Annotated in this window: 17 protein-coding genes; 9 read left to right on the top strand and 8 right to left on the bottom strand. The window is 37.8% G+C overall.

Annotation, left to right across the window (positions count from 1 at the left end; genetic code table 11):
- Positions 1–96 precede the first annotated feature (96 nt).
- From PWP26_RS07520 to PWP26_RS07510, 3 genes are read right to left on the bottom strand one after another with little or no spacing between them, the layout of a single operon-like run.
- A complete protein-coding gene (locus tag PWP26_RS07520; RefSeq protein ID WP_038549774.1) occupies positions 97–1,266 on the bottom strand; it encodes a transketolase C-terminal domain-containing protein in 1,170 nt (389 codons plus the stop codon).
- A gap of 1 nt (position 1,267) precedes the next feature.
- A complete protein-coding gene (locus PWP26_RS07515; RefSeq protein ID WP_301399335.1) occupies positions 1,268–1,561 on the bottom strand; it encodes a 4Fe-4S binding protein in 294 nt (97 codons plus the stop codon).
- A 13-nt stretch (positions 1,562–1,574) separates the two neighbouring features.
- Positions 1,575–2,123, bottom strand: a complete 549-nt coding sequence (locus PWP26_RS07510; protein ID WP_038549504.1) for a pyruvate ferredoxin oxidoreductase subunit gamma — start codon at positions 2,121–2,123, stop codon at positions 1,575–1,577.
- 263 nt (positions 2,124–2,386) lie between these two features.
- Between PWP26_RS07510 and argF the strand changes: the two genes are divergently transcribed.
- The 9 genes from argF (at position 2,387) to PWP26_RS07465 (ending at position 11,849) form a co-directional block, all read left to right on the top strand.
- Positions 2,387–3,298 carry an ornithine carbamoyltransferase gene (gene argF, locus PWP26_RS07505; RefSeq protein ID WP_038062755.1) on the top strand — a complete coding sequence of 304 codons (912 nt, stop codon included), beginning with the start codon at positions 2,387–2,389 and terminating at the stop codon, positions 3,296–3,298.
- A gap of 38 nt (positions 3,299–3,336) precedes the next feature.
- A complete protein-coding gene (locus PWP26_RS07500; RefSeq protein ID WP_038062752.1) occupies positions 3,337–3,819 on the top strand; it encodes a peptidylprolyl isomerase in 483 nt (160 codons plus the stop codon).
- Between the two features lie 41 nt (positions 3,820–3,860).
- Positions 3,861–4,811, top strand: coding sequence for an ABC transporter ATP-binding protein (locus tag PWP26_RS07495; RefSeq protein WP_273010632.1), 951 nt, complete (start codon positions 3,861–3,863; stop codon positions 4,809–4,811).
- A complete protein-coding gene (locus PWP26_RS07490; RefSeq protein WP_273010631.1) occupies positions 4,804–5,757 on the top strand; it encodes an ABC transporter ATP-binding protein in 954 nt (317 codons plus the stop codon). Before PWP26_RS07495 ends, PWP26_RS07490 begins: the two co-directional genes overlap by 8 nt.
- 376 nt (positions 5,758–6,133) lie before the next feature.
- Positions 6,134–7,480: a chromosomal replication initiator protein DnaA gene (dnaA, locus tag PWP26_RS07485; protein ID WP_273010630.1), complete on the top strand. Its 1,347-nt coding sequence runs from the start codon at positions 6,134–6,136 to the stop codon at positions 7,478–7,480.
- On the top strand, positions 7,464–8,837 hold the full coding sequence (locus tag PWP26_RS07480) for an FAD-binding oxidoreductase (protein WP_287568738.1): 1,374 nt from the start codon (positions 7,464–7,466) through the stop codon (positions 8,835–8,837). The genes dnaA and PWP26_RS07480 overlap by 17 nt, the downstream gene beginning before the upstream one ends.
- 17 nt (positions 8,838–8,854) lie before the next feature.
- Positions 8,855–9,637, top strand: coding sequence for an ATP-binding protein (locus tag PWP26_RS07475; RefSeq protein ID WP_051754447.1), 783 nt, complete (start codon positions 8,855–8,857; stop codon positions 9,635–9,637).
- Between the two features lie 10 nt (positions 9,638–9,647).
- Complete coding sequence (locus PWP26_RS07470; protein ID WP_301399333.1) at positions 9,648–10,424, top strand: ZIP family metal transporter; 777 nt, start codon at positions 9,648–9,650, stop codon at positions 10,422–10,424.
- A 45-nt stretch (positions 10,425–10,469) separates the two neighbouring features.
- Positions 10,470–11,849, top strand: coding sequence for a sigma-54 dependent transcriptional regulator (locus tag PWP26_RS07465; protein ID WP_038062735.1), 1,380 nt, complete (start codon positions 10,470–10,472; stop codon positions 11,847–11,849).
- Here the strand turns inward: PWP26_RS07465 and tsaD are convergent.
- From tsaD to PWP26_RS07440, 5 genes are all read right to left on the bottom strand, one after another.
- The gene (tsaD, locus tag PWP26_RS07460; RefSeq protein ID WP_000922704.1) at positions 11,839–12,837 is read right to left on the bottom strand and encodes a tRNA (adenosine(37)-N6)-threonylcarbamoyltransferase complex transferase subunit TsaD; all 999 of its coding nucleotides are present in this window, start codon (positions 12,835–12,837) and stop codon (positions 11,839–11,841) included. The two genes, PWP26_RS07465 and tsaD, sit on opposite strands and share 11 nt — an antisense overlap.
- Positions 12,838–12,839: 2 nt before the next feature.
- Positions 12,840–13,421: a D-sedoheptulose 7-phosphate isomerase gene (locus PWP26_RS07455; protein ID WP_038062731.1), complete on the bottom strand. Its 582-nt coding sequence runs from the start codon at positions 13,419–13,421 to the stop codon at positions 12,840–12,842.
- A gap of 13 nt (positions 13,422–13,434) precedes the next feature.
- Complete coding sequence (locus tag PWP26_RS07450) at positions 13,435–14,145, bottom strand: YdcF family protein (RefSeq protein ID WP_158506214.1); 711 nt, start codon at positions 14,143–14,145, stop codon at positions 13,435–13,437.
- Positions 14,146–14,323: 178 nt separating this feature from the next.
- Positions 14,324–14,950 carry an EAL domain-containing protein gene (locus tag PWP26_RS07445; protein WP_273019959.1) on the bottom strand — a complete coding sequence of 209 codons (627 nt, stop codon included), beginning with the start codon at positions 14,948–14,950 and terminating at the stop codon, positions 14,324–14,326.
- A 570-nt stretch (positions 14,951–15,520) separates the two neighbouring features.
- Complete coding sequence (locus PWP26_RS07440; RefSeq protein WP_022856122.1) at positions 15,521–16,720, bottom strand: iron-containing alcohol dehydrogenase; 1,200 nt, start codon at positions 16,718–16,720, stop codon at positions 15,521–15,523.
- Positions 16,721–17,091: the final 371 nt, after the last annotated feature.

The raw sequence follows: 17,091 nt of genomic DNA, 5'->3' as shown, positions 1-17,091 counted from the left end.
CCCTGGCAGGCTCTATGGCCCTGAGCAAAGCCTTCATATTCAGGTAAGTTTTTTAAGGTAAAACCTTTAAAGTTTTTGAGTTCTGGTCTCATAGGCTTACTCCTTTACACCGTAGATTTCATATGGTGTGGTTGGTTTTTTACTTAAGGTTTCAAAGGTTTTTTCGAAGATTTCAACAAAGTCTTCTTTGGTAACATCTCTGCCGCTAAGACCAGCAATCAGGTTAAGGACACGAGGTCTTTTGTTGGACTGATATAGGGCAGAGCGTACTTCTATGCCTACGGGTCCACCGGTTGAGGCATGACTGACAGCCCTGTCAACCACGCAAAGGGCTTTGACTTTACCGATGGCTTTGAGGAAGTCTTTGGTAGGGAAGGGTCTCCAGAGTCTGATTCTTACCACTCCTACTTTTTTACCTTTAGCCCTGAGGATATCAACGGCATTCATGGCGTTTTCAGCAAGGCTACCCATGATGACGATAGCTACCTCAGCATCTTCCATCTGATAGGTTTCAACAGGGAGATACCTTCTTCCGGTAAGTTTTTCGAAATCTTTCCAGGCTTGAAGGATTATTTTATAGCTGGCTTTAAGGGCCTCATCCTGAGCTTTTTTAGCTTCAGTATAGATTTCAGGGACACCGATAGCACCTATGGTTATAGGGTTTTTGGGGTCAAGTTTGTATTTCATTTTAAGGGGTGGTAGGTATTTATCGAGTAAGTTTTGGTCTAAGAAGGTGACAGGTTCGACCACATGGGAGAGGATGAATCCATCGATGTTTACGGCAACAGGAAGCAGGGCTTTTTCGGCGACTTTATAGGCATGGTAGATGAGGTCAACGGCTTCTTGACCGTTTTCAGCGAAGAAATGGATCCAGCCAGCATCTCTCATGGACATCACATCAGAGTGGTCGTTCCAGATGCTGATAGGTGCTGAGACTGAGCGGTTGACAAGAGCCATGACGATAGGGAGGCGTAGACCAGATGCGATGAAGAGGTTTTCATACATGAGGAGCAGGCCTTGAGAAGAGGTGGAAGTAAAGGTTCTGGCACCTGTTGCAGCAGCCCCGATGCAGGCACTCATGGCAGCGTGTTCTGATTCAACGGGGATGTATTCGGCATCGAGTTCACCGTTGTTAACAAGTTCAGCGAGGTGTTCTACGATGTGGGTTTGAGGGGTAATGGGGTAGGCTGAGATGACGTCTACGTTGCATTGTGCGACAGCCTCAGCCACGGCAACAGAGACTTCTTTGGCGACTTTTTTAGTCATGTTATTCCTCCTCTAAGACCATAGTAATGGCTTTTTTAGGGCAGTTAGCGGCACAGATGCCGCAGCCTTTGCAGTAGAAAAGATTACAGATGAAGAAGCCATCCTGGTCTTGTTGATAGCAGATGTCAGGGCAGAGGATGTAGCACATACCGCATTTGATGCATTTATCTTTGTCAAGGACAGGCCTAAAGGCTCTCCAGTCACCGGTTTTAAATTTTTTAGAGTTGCCTGGTTCGAGGATATACATACCAGGTGCAAGTTCTTTCCAGCTCATAAGACCCTGATCTTTTGGCATGGCTTAACTCCTTTTAATAGATTTTGGTTTCATCGATAGCCCTTTTGAGGGCTTTGATGTTTTTTTCGGCTAAGCGACCGAAGCGTGCGGTGATAGCTTGTTCGATGGCATCAAGAGAGACAAGACCTGTAGCTTTAAGGAAGGCACCGAGCATGGTGGTGTTGGTGATGGGTAGTCCCAGTTCTTCGATGGCGATTTTGGTAGCATCAACGACAGCGATTTTACCCTGGAAGTTATGAAGGAGTTTACGGAGTTCAGGTTCAGGGAGATGGGAGTTAAGGATGGCGATACCAGAGGGTTTAAGGCCTTGGGTTACGTTAACGATTTTGGGTAGGGTAGGGTCAAGGACGAGGATTACGTCAGGTTCATAGATTTTTTCTCTTGAGCGGATAGGGTTTTTGTCGATTCTTGCGAAGGCTTGAACAGGAGCTCCCCTTCTTTCAGGGCCAAAACTTGGGAAGGCTTGGGCATAATCTCCCTGGGAGATGGCAGCAACCGCGATAAGCTCAGCAGAGGTAACTGCCCCCTGCCCACCTCTTCCATGCAATCTAATCTCAACCATGTCCCACCTCGTTTTTAATTATTCTATTTTATTTGAAATAATTTACTATGATTATAAAAAAAAATAAAGTGTCTTGTTAAAAAAATCACAAATCTGAAAAACCATTTAACTGGAGAAATTTAATGGCAGAAAGACCTTTTACCTCAAAGGTAAAAATTTTTGAAAAAACACTTTACAAAATCAAAAAAATATGTTTAAAAATTAAAAAATTCTATAGTTTTTAGTAGAAAAATTTTGATAGTTTATCATAAGGGGTAAAAAATATGAAGAGGAGACATTTTTTAAGAGTTTGTGACTTCGATAGAGAGGAGATTTGGATTTTATTATCAAGAGCTCTTGAGTTTAAAACCAAGGGCTACCCTCAGGATTCTTTAAAAGGTAAAATATTGGGGTTGATTTTTGAAAAACCCTCTACCAGAACGCGTCTTTCTTTTGAATCAGCGATGATAAAACTGGGTGGAAATAGTTTATTTCTTTCTTCAAGAGACTTACAGCTTGCTCGAGGAGAGCCCATCAAGGATACCGCAAGGGTTCTTTCCAGGTATTTAGACGCTATTGTTTTAAGAACTTATAGCCATCAGACGATAGAAGAGTTTGCCAAGTATGCAACCATTCCTGTAATTAATGGGCTTTCTGACCTTCATCATCCCTGTCAAGCCCTTTCTGATATTTTAACGGTAATAGAAAAAGGCAGAGATCTTGCTAAAGAAAAGGTGGTTTGGATAGGTGATGGAAACAACGTGGCTTGTTCCTGGATAGAAGCAGCCGCAGTGCTTGGTTTTAAAATCACTGTAGCTTCTCCTCAGGGCTATGAACCACCTAAGGATTTTATAGAAGAGTTAAAACAAAAGTATAATTTACAGATAGAAATCTTACACGACCCCAAAGAAGCGGTAAAAGGGGCTACCGTTATCAATACTGATGTTTGGATTAGTATGGGGCAAGACGAAGAGGCTCAAACCAGAAAAAAAGTTTTTCAACCCTATCAAGTTAACGCAGACCTTATAAAGCTTGCCAGTCCAGAGGCTATCGTGTTACACTGCTTGCCAGCTCATCGAGGAGAAGAAATTACAGAAGAAGTTTTAGAAGGTGAATATTCCGTAGTTTGGGATCAAGCAGAAAATAAGATGTGGTTTCATATGGCTCTGCTTGAATTTTTATTAAAGCATGGTTAAATTTTTTAGTAAAATACTAAAATTTATTGGGGGAAAGTATGGGAGAAATTAGAGAAGATTTTTATGTTAAAATTTTCTATCGTTTAGGTCTTGAAGAGGAAAAAGCTCCAGAATGGTTTTCTCAGGGGCTTGAAACCTCTTTTATTTTAGGAAGGGAGCCTATTCCTAAGGTTATAGAAGAGGCGATTTTAGGTAAAAAAGAAGGAGACGAAGTTAAAATAGTGCTTCCTCCTGAGTCAGCTTATGGGCCACATCTTCCTTATTTAATAAAAGAGGTAGAGATGAGCAGTCTTAAGCATCCGGAAAAAGTAAAGGTAGGGGAATGGTATGATGAAGTAAGTCCTTATGGAGCAAGGATTTCGTTTAAAGTCCTTGAGGTCAACGGGGATAAAATAAAAGCAGATTTCAACCATCCTGCCGCAGGTAAAAATGTGGTGATTACTCTTAAAGTGTTAGAGGCAAGACCAGCTACTCCCTATGAAATCATGGCTGCTGAGATAAAAGCTTGTTCTGGAGGTTGAAGATAGGTTTTACCAGAGAGGTTTCTCTGGAGACTTAGAGGGTGAATCCTTTTTTAGTAGTAAAGGACCTTACCTTAGGGTTAACCTATAAGCGCGTTCCTTTAGTAGAAAAGGTAAGTTTTGAGGTCAAAAAAGGTGAGGTCCTTGGAGTTTTAGGAGAAAGTGGATGTGGGAAAACCTTAACAGGGTTTTCTCTCCTTAGACTTTTTCCTCCCGGAATTTCTTACTATTCAGGCGAAGTTTGGATAGATGGAATTCCTATCTATTCTTTAAAAGAGAAAGAACTTTGTCAAATACGAGGTAAAAAAGTCGCTATAATTTTACAAGATCCTTTAAGTTCCTTAAACCCGGTTTTATCTATCAAAGAACAATTAGAAGAAGTCTTAAAGGCTCATCGACCTGACCTTACTAAGAAAGAACGTTTTGATAAGATGTTAAATCTTTTAAAAGAAGTTGGGATTTCAGACCCAGAGATACGATTAAAAAGTTATCCCCATCAGCTTTCTGGAGGGTTGAGACAAAGGATAATGATAGCCATAGCCCTTGCCGGAGATCCTGAAATTTTGGTAGCCGATGAACCTACTACTGCCATCGACCCAACCCTGCAAATACAGGTTTTAAACTTGTTAAAAAGACTAAACAGGGAAAGAGGCCTAACGATAGTGTTTATTTCTCATGATTTAGGGGTTATAAGATGGATAGCCCACAGAGTTGCTGTTTTTTATGCAGGAGAGATAGTAGAACTTGCACCGGTAGAAAGGTTATTTTTAACCCCTTTACATCCCTATACGCAGGCTTTAATAAACTCCTATCCTAAAGAAGGGAAGTTTAAGGTAGATTTAAAAGGAGGGGTGGTAGAACTTTCTAAAAAGCCCGAAGGTTGTTATTATCAGCTTCGTTGTGATAATCCCTGTGAAAAAGGTAAAACTTATCATCCTCAATTGTTAGAGGTTGTTCCTCAACATTGGGTGAGATGTTTTAGGTATGAATAAACCTATACTGGAAGTTAAAAATATATGGAAGACCTATCATGTAAAGGTTTTAGGGGGGTTAAAAACTTATAAAGTAGTGGCTTTAAGAGGGGTGAGTTTAAAGATAGAAAAAGGGGAGGTGTTAGGGATTTTAGGGGAAAGTGGATGTGGTAAGTCAACCCTTGGAAAAATAGTCTTAGGCCTTGAAACCCCAGACGAGGGAGAAGTTTTTTGGTTTGGTATTTCTTTGAAAAATCTTGATAGAAAAACCTATAAAGCCTTAAGGCCGAAGGTTCAGGCTGTTTTGCAAGACCCTTATTCATCTTTAAATCCTCGTTATAAGATAAAAGAAGCCCTTTTAGAACCCTATCTCATTAACGTAAGTCCTGATAAAAAAGAGGGATTAAGTAAGGCTCAAGAGCTTTTAAACCAGGTAGGGCTTGATAATTCAGTGTTAGAAAAATATCCTCATGAGTTAAGCGGAGGCCAGCGTCAAAGAGTAGCTTTAGCCAGGGCTTTGATGGTTAACCCTGAGTTGTTAGTGCTTGATGAGCCAACCTCTGCGTTAGACGTAACCATTCAAGCACAAATCCTTGAACTTATGAAAACTTTAAAAGAACGTTACCAACTAAGCTATCTTTTAATAAGCCATTCCTTGCCTGTGGTTTTTTATCTTGCTGACTGGATAGGGGTAATATATTTCGGGACTTTGGTAGAGCTATGCCATAAAAGTTTTTTGAAACGTCTTAACCATCATCCGTATACCGAGCTTCTTATACAGTCTTATCTTGATCCCTTTGCTTCCTCTCAGGTAATTCCCGAAATAGAAGTAGAACTTAACCCTCCTACTTCTAATAGATGTGTTTTTTTAAATAGATGTCCTGTAAAGAGAAAGGATTGCTATAAAACAAACCCACCCCTTGTTAAAAAGAGTGATTTACAATATATAGCTTGTTTTAATATATAGTTAACTGTATGTTGTTTTAACCCTCTACTTTTATGTTAAAAACTAAAAAAAAAGAAAAAAAACAAAAAACAGAAAACGGTAAAGAAAAAAAGAGATGTTAAAAACTATCCCCTTGGCTTTTAATAAAAACTTAACCTTAAATCCTTTATCCTTACTAAAGTTCACTGGTTGCTTTTTTATAACTATTTGATTTTTCGTTAAAAAGAAAAATTAAAATAAAAAATAAAAACCGACCTAAACCATCTTTTCTAAAATTTGAAAATCTCAAGGACTTTGTTTAAATTAAATAATACAGGATAGAGGTCTTAAAAATTAAGAATCTTTAGTATCTTTTTGGTCACTTAAGATACTCACTTAAGAAGTATGGGGAGGTATTATGTCTGTTAGCTGGTCTTTAGTTAAAGGGAAGATAAAGGAGTTGTTACCAGAGCCTATATTTAAGGTATGGTTTGAGGCTACTAACGGAGAGGTGGTTGATGGGAAGCTTATTCTGGAGGTTCCAAACGAGTTTACTAAAAACTGGATAGAGGAAAACTATTCAACCTTATTAAACCAGGTAACAGCAGAATATGGGTTGACAGGATATGGATTTGTAGTACGTGAAATCCCTAAGGCAGAGCAGTTAATCATACCTTATAATCCTGTAAGTCTGATAGGAAGAAAACTCAGTCCTAAATATACCTTTGAGGATTTTGTGGTAGGGAAATGTAATGAATTTGCTTATAATATTTGCTATCAAGTAGCAGAAGAAAGGCCGAAGGGATATTTGATTTATCTTTATGGGAACTTTGGTTTAGGTAAAACTCATCTTACCCAAGCAGTAGGAAATAGTCTCTTTAGTCGAGGGTTTAATCGAGTATACTATCTTACTGCCCAAGATTTTTTAAACTATATGATAAAGTATCTTAAATCTGGGATGATAGAAACTTTTAAAGAACACTTTAAAGAGTATTGTGAGGTTTTGTTGTTAGAGGGTATCCATTTCTTTGCGGGGAAAGAGTATACTCAGAATGAACTTGCTTTTCTTTTAGACTATCTTTTAGACCAGGGAAAGACTGTAATCTTTACTTCCCACAAGATGCCACAGGAACTAAACAGTATAGAAAGTTCTCTTAGGTCAAGGTTAAATTCTTCGCTAATCATTAAACTTAACGCACCAGATTTTCAAACCCGCAAAAAGATTATAAAACATAAAGCTAAAAAATTAGGATATAACTTAGGGTACGAAGTAATAGAATATTTAGCAAGAAAAGTAAGGGGGGACGTGAGGCAGATAGAAAGTGTAGTTTTAGGGCTTATTGCTAGGGCTTCTTTATTAAAAGAACCTGTTTCTTTAACCTTAGCCAAAGAACTTATCGAGGAAATAGGTTTGAAGGATAGTTCTGATTCAGTGGATTTTATCATAGAAACTACCTGTAGATTTTTTGGTATACCTAAAGAAGACCTTTTTTCCTCTTCCAGAAGAAAAGATCTTTCCCTTTCACGTCAGGTAGTTATTTATCTTCTTAGAAATGTTCTTAAAAAGCCTCTAAAAGACATTTCGCAGATTTTTAAAAAACAACACTCTACGATCATCTATAATCTTAAAACCTTTGAGCAAAAAATACAGAAGGATGTTACATTAAGAACAAAACTCGATTATCTAGTAAAAGAAATTAGCTTAGAGTTGAACGATAAGAATTTAGATACCGAATTTGAAACCTCAGATGAAATCTTTCTCTAAATTTCTTTCGAGACTGAAAGATATTTTAGGAGAGAATAAGGTTTTTACTCAACCAAAAGACCTTATAGCTTATTCGTTTGATTCTTCTGCGGCTATCGGGGTACCTTTAGCGGTAGTTTTTCCTGAAAGAAAAGAAGAGGTAGTAGATGTTTTAAAACTTATCGCAGAATATAAAATACCTTTGGTACCAAGAGGTGCTGGGACTGCAACCACAGGTAGTGCGGTTTCTCATACACAGGGTCTTATTTTGTCTTTTGAGCGTATGAACCGAATTTTAGAACTAAACTTAGAAGAAAGGATAGTTGTGGTTCAACCTGGTGTACTTAATGGAGAACTTAAAAACTATCTAAAAAAGTTTGGCCTTTTTTATCCCCCTGACCCGGCAAGTTATAATTACTCTACGATAGGAGGAAATGTAGCCACAGGGGCAGGAGGCCCAAGAGGTCTTAAGTATGGAACAACTAAAGACTATGTGTTAGCTTTAGAAGTAGGATTGCCAGGAGGGAAGATATTCTGGACAGGTCCATTGACCCTTAAGGGAGTAGTTGGTTATAATCTTACCCCTCTTTTTGTGGGGTCTGAAGGTACCTTAGGGGTTTTTACTGAGATAGTCTTAAAGGTTGTGCCTTTACCAGAAACAAGGGTCCTTTTGTTATCGTACCATGAGAAAGAAGAAGAACCGTTAGAAATCATCTCAGAGCTTTTGAAAGCCCTTATCACTCCTGCTTCTGCAGAATTTATAGACAAGACCACTCTTTTAGCTTTATCAAAAAACAAACAAATAGAACTACATGACAAAAAGGTAAAGTCTCTTCTCTTCTTAGAGCTAGACGGAACGGTAGAGTCGGTTAAGAAAGAGCTGAAAAAGGTAGAGGAGTTATATCAAATGAAAGGAATTTTTTACCATAAAGCTGATACAGAAGAAAAAATAGAATCCCTCTGGGAGATAAGAAGAGCGGTTTCTCCTTCGATAAGGGTGTTAGGGGAAAGAAAGATTTCAGATGATGTGGTTTTACCAAGACGAAACATGAAAGAGTTTTTAAAGAAGATCAGGAAGTTAGAAGAAGAAAAGGGGATCTATGTATGCTGTTTTGGTCATGCTGGGGACGGAAATTTTCATGTAAATCTTCTTTTTTCTTCAGAAAAGGAAGAAGAGGCTAAGTCCTTAAGGAAGGCTATTTTAAAAGAGGTTTTAAACCTGAAAGGAACCCTTTCTGGTGAACATGGCATAGGCTATGTAAAACGCTCATTTGTAGCATGGGAACTAACCCCTCTTCAGTTAGAACTTATGAGAGGTCTTAAAAAGGTATTTGACCCTGAAAATCTTTTAAACCCAGAGATAAAAATCCCTTTTTAATATTATAAAGACTTGATATGAGCCTTTATAACAAGATAAAACGGTTGGTAGGGAGGGCTATTTTTGGATATCAAATGTTATCCTCTGAGGATGTAATCATAGTGGCTATGTCTGGGGGAGAAGATAGTTTAGCTTTGGCTTATTTTTTAAGTGAATGGAGAAAAAAGTTAAGAGCAGACTACAGGTTGATAGGTGTGCATTTAGACATGGGATTTCCCTGTGATAAAGAAGTTTATAACAGGGGAGTTAAGTGGCTTGAAGGATTTTGTCAGGGTTTAGATATAGAATTTTTTGTAGAAAAAACTAACTGTGGGGAGCAGGCTTTAGAGGTTGCGGAAAAAAAGATTACCTCTCCTTGCTTTGTTTGTTCTTGGCATAGAAGAAAACATCTTTTTAAGTTAGCTGAAACCTGGAAGGCAAACAAGATAGCCTTTGGGCATCATAAAGATGACCTTTTGACAACTTTTTTTATCAACCTTTTTTATCACGGAGAACTTTCTACCATTTTGCCTGTTCAGGAGATGTTTAAAGGAAAGGTTTATCTTATAAGGCCTCTTATTTTTGTAGAAAAAGATATGCTCTCAAGATTTGTAAAAGCCCAAGGTTGGGAGATTTTAGAGAACCCTTGCCCTTTTTCTGATAAAACCAAGAGAAAGTTTTTAGAGCAATGGCTTAAGGAGCATGTTTACTCTCTTGATCCAAGAATTAAAAAAAGTATCTTTAACGCGGTGTTTAACCCGAAGATAGAGTATTTACCCCAAAAACCTGCTCCGTCTTATAAAAACCATCCTCAGAGGTAAGGTTATTGACATGTTTTACGTACTTTTAGCAGGGATGTTTACTTGGTTTGCTACAGGCATCGGAAGTTTAGGAGTTTTTTTGTTAAAACGACCAAACCCTAAGTTTTTCTCTGTATCCTTAGGTTTTTCAGCTGGGGTAATGATAGCAGCAAGCTTTTGGTCTTTGTTAACTCCTGCTTTAGAGATGGCTAAAAATTTAACTCTCCCTTCTTTCGTTTCGGTAGGTATAGGATTTGTTTTAGGAGTTTTATTTTTAAGGTTACTTGATTTGATGGTTCCTCACCTACATCTTTTTAGTTCTAAGGAGGAAACAGAAGGTTTTAAGGTTTCTTTAAACGTTAGTGCTTTGGTCTTTTTAGCCATTACTTTGCATAATATCCCTGAGGGGTTGGCTGTCGGGGTTGCTTTTGGTAGTATAAACCAAGAGGGATATCTTATCCAAGAGGCCATAAACTTGGCTTTAGGTATAGGGATACAGAATATACCAGAAGGATTAGCCTTAGGTTTAACCCTTAAATTAAGTGGCATGTCTAAGCCTAAGGCTTTTACTTTGAGTTTTCTTTCAGCCGTGGTTGAACCGATTTTTGCTTTGATAGGCTTTGGGGTGGTATCTTACTCGTTTTATTTTTTGCCTTATTCTTTAAGTTTTGCCGCTGGTGCTATGATGTTTGTAACCATAGAGGAGCTTCTTCCTGAGGCTCAAAAGGCTGCAAACACAGATTATTCTTCCTTGGGGTTTGGCTTAGGATTCCTTACCATGATGTTCCTTGATACCTATTTAAGTTAAGATTTTCTTGACATTTTCTGAAACAAAGTCATATTTTAATAAAATATGAAAGAGATTTGGATAGTTGATGATGAAATAGGAATTTTAGAAGTTTTAGAAGACATTCTTAAAGATGAGAACTATAAAGTTAAGACTTTTCTCTATGCTAAAGATTTTCTAAAAGAAATAAATCTTAGGCCTCCAGATGCGGTTTTTTTAGACCTTTGGCTGAAGGATGCAGACGGACTTGAGATTTTAGCTACTATCAAAAAATTGTATCCGTATTTACCGGTTATTGTTATTTCAGGTCATGGTACCATAGAGACAGCGGTTAAAGCTATTAAGATGGGAGCTTTTGATTTTATAGAAAAACCTCTGTCTTACGAAAGAATAATTGTTACTTTAGAGAATGCATTAAAGGTTAGTTCCTTAGAAGAAGAAAACAAAAGATTAAGAGAAAAGCTTCTTGGCGAGGTTAAATTAACAGGGGTTTCTTCTGCGATTGAATCCCTAAGAGAGATTATCTATAAAGTAGCCCCAACTGATACTACTGTCCTTATTTTAGGAGAATCAGGAGTTGGAAAGGAGGTAGTGGCTAAACTTATTCATTTTTATTCTAATCGAGCTAAAGAACCCTTTGTAGAGGTCAATTGTGCTGCTATACCTGATACTCTTATAGAAGCCGAACTTTTTGGATATGAAAGAGGGGCTTTTACCGGTGCCTTTACCTCAAAGGCAGGAAAATTAGAGCTTGCTAATCGTGGAACCCTTTTTCTTGACGAAATAGGAGATATGAGCCTCCCTTCTCAGGCCAAAATTTTAAGGGTTTTACAAGAGAAAAAGTTTGAAAGGCTTGGAGGAACACGTTCTATAGAGGTCGATGTAAGGATTATTGCAGCAACTAATAAAGATTTAAGAGAGTGTATAAAAAAAGGTTCTTTTAGAGAAGACCTTTATTACCGCCTTAATGCCTTTCCTATTTATATACCTCCGTTAAGAGAAAGAAAAGAAGATATACCTGTTTTGGTAGAAGAATTTTTAGAAGAGATGAGTTATAAAACAGCCTCAGGGAGAAAATATCTTAAACCGGATGCCCTTTCTGCTTTGATGGAATATCATTGGCCAGGAAACGTAAGAGAGTTAAAAAATTTTATAGAAAGGTTGGTCATTCTTTCAAACAAAAGAGAGATAGGTTATGAAGACCTTCCTGAAGATTTTAAAAGTCTTTTAAAAAGAAAGGATTATTTTTCTTCTCAAGACCAACCTTGGTTTAGAGAAAAAGATTTTAAGTCTGCTAAACAACTTTTTGAAAAAGAGTTTATTAAAAGAAAGCTTTTAGAGTATGGAGGAAACATTTCTCATACCGCAAGAGAGATAGGAATAGAGCGTGCTTATCTTCAAAAGAAGATAAAAGAGTTAGGGATAAAAGAAGAGGTTAAGGAATAGAAAGTTTTTTAAAAACAGCCCTAGCATAAGCTTCTGTATTTAGGTCTGCATATTTTTTTTCTTGCCATTGTTTATAACCTAGCAGACCTACCATGGCTGCGTTGTCTGTACAAAATTCTAAGGAGGGAAAATAGATCTCAACTCCAGTATTAAAGGCCTTTTCTCTAAACCTTTGCCTCAATCTTTTGTTAGCAGCTACCCCACCTGCTACTACCACTCTTGGCACTTTAAAAAGGTCGACGGCTCTAAAGGTTTTATAAACTAACACATCACATACAGCCTCTTCAAACCCGGCACAAAGGTCTTCAACCCTGTAAGAATGATTTTTTATGTAGTTTAACACAGCTGTTTTAAGCCCAGAAAAGCTAAAATCTAAAGATTTATCTTCTAATAAAGGTCTTGGTAAATTTATAGCCTTAGGATCTCCTTTTTCAGCCAGTTGACTTATTATCGGCCCTCCGGGATAAGGTAATCCTAAGAGTTTGGCTACTTTATCAAAAGCCTCTCCTGCTGCGTCATCTTTAGTATGTCCGATGACATAAAATTCAAAAAAAGAATTTATTAAAAAGAGGGCTGTATGTCCTCCAGACACAAGTAATCCTATAAAAGGAAACTCTATTTCCTTTTCTAAAAATACTGCTAAAAGGTGGGCCTGGAGATGGTCTACCGCGATAAGAGGTATTTTAAGGGCAAAACTAATCGCTTTAGCCAAGGACACACCTACCAAAAGAGAACCTATCAATCCTGGCCCAAAAGTAGCTGCCACAGCTTTGAGTTGTGAAATTTCGATATTATTCTGTTTTAAAAGTTCTTTAATAAGAGGATAAAGCACCTCAAGTTGTTTTCTTGAGGCAATTTCTGGTACAATCCCGCCAAAAGGAGAATGAATAGCTACTTGAGAGTAGAGGAGGTGAGAAATAAGTTTTCCATCTTCGGAAAAAAGAGCCACCCCTGTTTCATCACAAGAGGTTTCTATAGCTAAAAGCATGGTTATTTAGGAAAAAGAAGATCTTCGAGCAATTCAGAAAAAAGATGAAGGAAAAGCAAGTGACCTTCCTGGATACGAGGGGTCTCTTTGCTTGGTACAACTATCAGATGATCACAAAAAGCCTTCATCTTACCTCCAGTGCCTCCGGTTAACCCCACGGTATAAAGTCCCAGCTCCTTAGCAACCTTTAAGCCTTCTATAACATTGGGAGAATTCCCGCTGGTGCTAATTCCTAAAGCTAAATCTCCTTTTTTTCCTAAGGCTAAAATTTGTTTTACAAACACCTGAGAGAAGTCATAATCGTTAGAAACGGCGGTAAGGATTGACGTATCGGTGGTGAGGGCGATTGCTGGAAGAGGTCTTCTTTCTTTTTTAAACCTGTTTACTAATTCTGCTGCTAAATGCTGTGCATCAGCTGCACTTCCTCCGTTACCAAAAATTAAAATTTTCCCACCTTGAAGGATTACCTCCTTAGCTAACAGCACCACTTCAACAATCTTAGTAGCTTCAGTCCTTAAAAACTCTTCTTGAGTCTTTCTTGAACTTTCTCCTATCGTTAAGACTTTTTCTTTTAGTTTCTCCATTTTTACCTCAATTTTAAAAGAATATGTACTTAAGTTTATAAAAGAGTAGACCGAGATATTCATGAAATGCCAGATTGGTCAGGTTAAGATAAAGGTCGTTTGGGAAAAAGGTAGTAACAGAGAGTTCGGGCTTACAAAGTTTATGGTTATAGTTTGTAGGATAAGGAATAGGAAATAATCCTTCTTTTTTAAAAAGTAGCATAGTTCTTGGAAGGTGATAGGCAGAAGTTAACAAAAGAAACTTCTCTTCTGGAGAATGGAGTAAATTTTTAATAGCTTTCACGCTGGTTTCTGTATCTAAAGGGATATCCACAGCCTCTACCTGATAACCTAATTTGTTAGCAAATTCTTTGAGATAAGAAGCTCCCTTAGAGTCAGGGGTTTCGTATGACCCTCCAACAATTATAACTTTTTTTTCAGGATAAAGTTTTTTTAACTCTAAAGCTTTAAAAAATCTAACTAAAGTCTCTTTACTAAACCTTTCTTCTAAAGAAAGGTCTTTTTGACCGTAAATCCTTCCTGTTAAAACTATTATCTTCTCAGCCTTTGTTATTTCTTGTTGAGAAGGTACAGGATAGTTTTTTTCTAACTGTTTTAAAAGAAAGTAAGGTAAAAATGGAGTAGTTGAAAGATAGTATAAGGCAACTGCTACAAAAAGAAAAAATCTTCTTCTTCCTCTCCTTTTACCAAGAATAACATATATACTTACAGTTAATAAGAACAAAAAAATTAAACTTGAGGGACGAAAGAAAAATACACAAAATTTTTTAAATAAAAAAAATAGCTCTGAAATGGATGGCATAAATTATGTAAACCTAAGTTAACTTTTAAAAGTTTAGATAAAGTTATCAGATTCCATAAAAAATTCAAGTCTTAATTTTATTTTTTAGAAATAAGATTTGTTAAAGTGTGAAGTTTTTTAACATAGGTAATTCATATATTGGTTCTGGATTGGGTTTAGCAAACAAAAATCCCTGCATAAGATAGATACCTAAATTATATAAGCTTTTTGCTTCTTCTAAGGTTTCAACACCTTCAGCAAGCACTAAGATGTTATGAGCTGTGGCTACCTCAACCAAGGCCTTAATGAGGTCTCTTTTGATAGGGTTTAGATGTATTTCCCTGATTAGTTCTCGACTTATTTTTATGTAATTTGGATACAGATTAATAAGAGCATCAAGCGAGCTATAACCTGTGCCTACATCGTCAAGGGCTACCTGAAATCCATTTTTTCGGTAGTAATCAAGTATGTTTCTTAGGTGAGAAAGGTCTGTTATTTTCTCAGTTTCAACTACCTCAAAAACAAGGTTATCTGGGATCCACTCGAGTTGATAGGCCCATTTGATGGTACTTTGCAAACAAAATTGAGGGTCATAGATAACTGTAGGAAGAAAGTTTATAAAAACCTTGTAGTTTTTAAGCCCTTTTACAGCTGCTAATTTGATGGCTGTTTCTCTACAACTTCTATCAAGGTAAAAAAGAGTATCTGTAACCCGAGCAGCTTCAAAGAGATATCCTGGGCTTAAAATCTCACCGTTTCCCTTAACCCCCCCTTGTTAGACATTCAAACCCATAAATCTTTCGGTTTTTAAGGTCAACGATAGGTTGAAAGTAAATCGTTAAGCGATTGTTCTTCAATATTTCAAAATATACCTGATGTTCTAACAAAGAGAGAAAATAGGAGATAGGTCTGAGGGTTTTCAGTATAGCTATAACGTTAGTCTCATCAGAAGAATAACATAATCTTATTTCTTTTTTCTCATTTTCTGAAAGGTTTAGAGACTTCAAAGACTGTATAAATTCGGCAAGATTTTGGTTTGACTGACACCTAAGGTATTAAATCTCTGAAAATACCTATTCTTGAGGTTAATGCTAAATTACACATTCTATCTATCTTTTAGAGGAGCCCTTTTTTATTCTTTAATTTATATTTTAATATAAGGTGTATAAACATATGATGCCCCTGCAGAACAAGAGGCTTTATTTTTAAATGCTCCTTTGACAAGGGGGACTTGGAGTTGTACCAACCCCCACCAGGAGTAAAGAAGATTGGGTCAGGTGGGGGGATCCAATTCTTCAAGGCTTTTTAATTTCTCTCCTTAGAGCGAGTTAAGATAGATATTTCTTATAAGGTCCTCATTAACCTTTACGGGAGCGTTTAACAAGCCCTGACTCAAAAGTGGAGTAGACATGGCAAGTTCAGTCAGCTTCTCTACATCCTCCTCATAAAAACCAACTTCTGAAAGCCTTTCCCTGAGACCGAGGTTTCTTAACCATCCTTCAACGGCAAAGGCCACTTCTTCATTCTCTCCAGGGATGCCAAGAAGGTCAGGGACGATGGGACTTAAGACTTCCGCAAGGATCTCAGGCATAGCAGGATAGATTTCCAACAGCACTGAAGGAAGGAGAATTCCAAGTCCGTGGCCATGAGCAAGTTCTGGTTTCAGCGCGCTTAGAGGGTGTTCAAGCACGTGAGTGAGATGCGTCATGCTTGTGTCAATAGCTATCCCAGCAAGCATTGACGCATAGAGCAACCAGTAACGGGCGTTTAGGTCATCAGGCTTGATTAAGGCTTGAGGTAGATAGTGAGCGATGATCCTCACAGTCTCCTTGGCAAGAAGAACGGTGTATGGGTTGCGAAGCTGTGAAGTGGAAGCCTCAATTACGTGATTGAGAGCATCAACGGTGGTGTAGAGGGTCTGCTCGTAAGATAGAGAGGTTGTGAGCGTTGGGTCATCAATGGAGTAAAGGGGATAAGTGAAATTAAACCCTATACCAGGCTTGTAGCCTTTTTCAACTATTGAGGCCACTGCATAACGGTCGACTTCTGTGCCTGTTCCGTGCGTGGTGTTGATGGCAAGGATGGGCTTTGCCCGCTCCGGCATGAATTCACCGGTGAAAAGTTTCTCCGCTGACACTCCAGGATGCTCAAGGAGTACCGCTACCGCCTTGGCGGAATCAATTGGACTACCTCCGCCGATCCCGAGAACAGCTTGAGCCCCAAACTCAAGCCCAAGCTTCACTGCCTGGTCTATCTCTTGCACTGTGGGATTGGGAGTAATTCCGTCGTAATGGATATATTCTATTCCTGTCTCGTTAAAGCACTTCACCACCACGTCCCAGGCCCCGCAAGTTCTATAGGCGCTTTTACCCGTGACTACAAGCACTCGCTTAATGTCTTGGCTTGCAAGTTCCTTTGCGATGTCTTTCATCTTCTTTAGAGCACCTACCCCAAAATAACAGATTCCTCTACCCTTAACCTCAAACACCTCATAGATGTTTATTTTCCTTTCAAACATGGTTTTCCTCCTGTGAAGGAATTTTAGGATTAGAATATAATTTTAATTATAACGATAACATCAAACTTAAAAAAGTCAACTAACTACGAGGTCTGTAAATTTGCTGATAGAGAATAAAATCAAAAATTTTCCTGTAATTTGCAGACTTTAAAAATCATATTCCTTAGTTACTTTTGGGAGTAGAATATAAATTGTGTGGCTTAATAAAATATTTTAGAGGCATAATAAAAATTTTATTTTTAAATTAATGATAACATAGAATTTAGAAAAACTAAACTAACCAGGAGGTTTTTAAAATGAGGAACTTAGACTTAGATTTAGAAAAAGTTTTAAGTGAAATCTCAAAAATTGAATCAAAAGAGGGTATCAAA

Origin of the sequence: Thermodesulfobacterium sp., assembly GCF_030445475.1 — a bacterium.
GTDB lineage: Bacteria > Desulfobacterota > Thermodesulfobacteria > Thermodesulfobacteriales > Thermodesulfobacteriaceae > Thermodesulfobacterium > Thermodesulfobacterium commune.
The sequence above is the reverse complement of the archived record's forward strand: the minus strand, read 5'-3'. Positions and strand labels throughout refer to the sequence as shown.

Coding starts and splice junctions, on each gene's coding strand:
- PWP26_RS07520 (WP_038549774.1), bottom strand. CDS start 1,266: ATGACTAAAAAAGTCGCCAAAGAAGTCTCTGTTGCCGTGGCTGAGGCT.
- PWP26_RS07515 (WP_301399335.1), bottom strand. CDS start 1,561: ATGCCAAAAGATCAGGGTCTTATGAGCTGGAAAGAACTTGCACCTGGT.
- PWP26_RS07510 (WP_038549504.1), bottom strand. CDS start 2,123: ATGGTTGAGATTAGATTGCATGGAAGAGGTGGGCAGGGGGCAGTTACC.
- argF (WP_038062755.1), top strand. CDS start 2,387: ATGAAGAGGAGACATTTTTTAAGAGTTTGTGACTTCGATAGAGAGGAG.
- PWP26_RS07500 (WP_038062752.1), top strand. CDS start 3,337: ATGGGAGAAATTAGAGAAGATTTTTATGTTAAAATTTTCTATCGTTTA.
- PWP26_RS07490 (WP_273010631.1), top strand. CDS start 4,804: ATGAATAAACCTATACTGGAAGTTAAAAATATATGGAAGACCTATCAT.
- dnaA (WP_273010630.1), top strand. CDS start 6,134: ATGTCTGTTAGCTGGTCTTTAGTTAAAGGGAAGATAAAGGAGTTGTTA.
- PWP26_RS07480 (WP_287568738.1), top strand. CDS start 7,464: ATGAAATCTTTCTCTAAATTTCTTTCGAGACTGAAAGATATTTTAGGA.
- PWP26_RS07475 (WP_051754447.1), top strand. CDS start 8,855: ATGAGCCTTTATAACAAGATAAAACGGTTGGTAGGGAGGGCTATTTTT.
- PWP26_RS07470 (WP_301399333.1), top strand. CDS start 9,648: ATGTTTTACGTACTTTTAGCAGGGATGTTTACTTGGTTTGCTACAGGC.
- PWP26_RS07465 (WP_038062735.1), top strand. CDS start 10,470: ATGAAAGAGATTTGGATAGTTGATGATGAAATAGGAATTTTAGAAGTT.
- tsaD (WP_000922704.1), bottom strand. CDS start 12,837: ATGCTTTTAGCTATAGAAACCTCTTGTGATGAAACAGGGGTGGCTCTT.
- PWP26_RS07455 (WP_038062731.1), bottom strand. CDS start 13,421: ATGGAGAAACTAAAAGAAAAAGTCTTAACGATAGGAGAAAGTTCAAGA.
- PWP26_RS07440 (WP_022856122.1), bottom strand. CDS start 16,720: ATGTTTGAAAGGAAAATAAACATCTATGAGGTGTTTGAGGTTAAGGGT.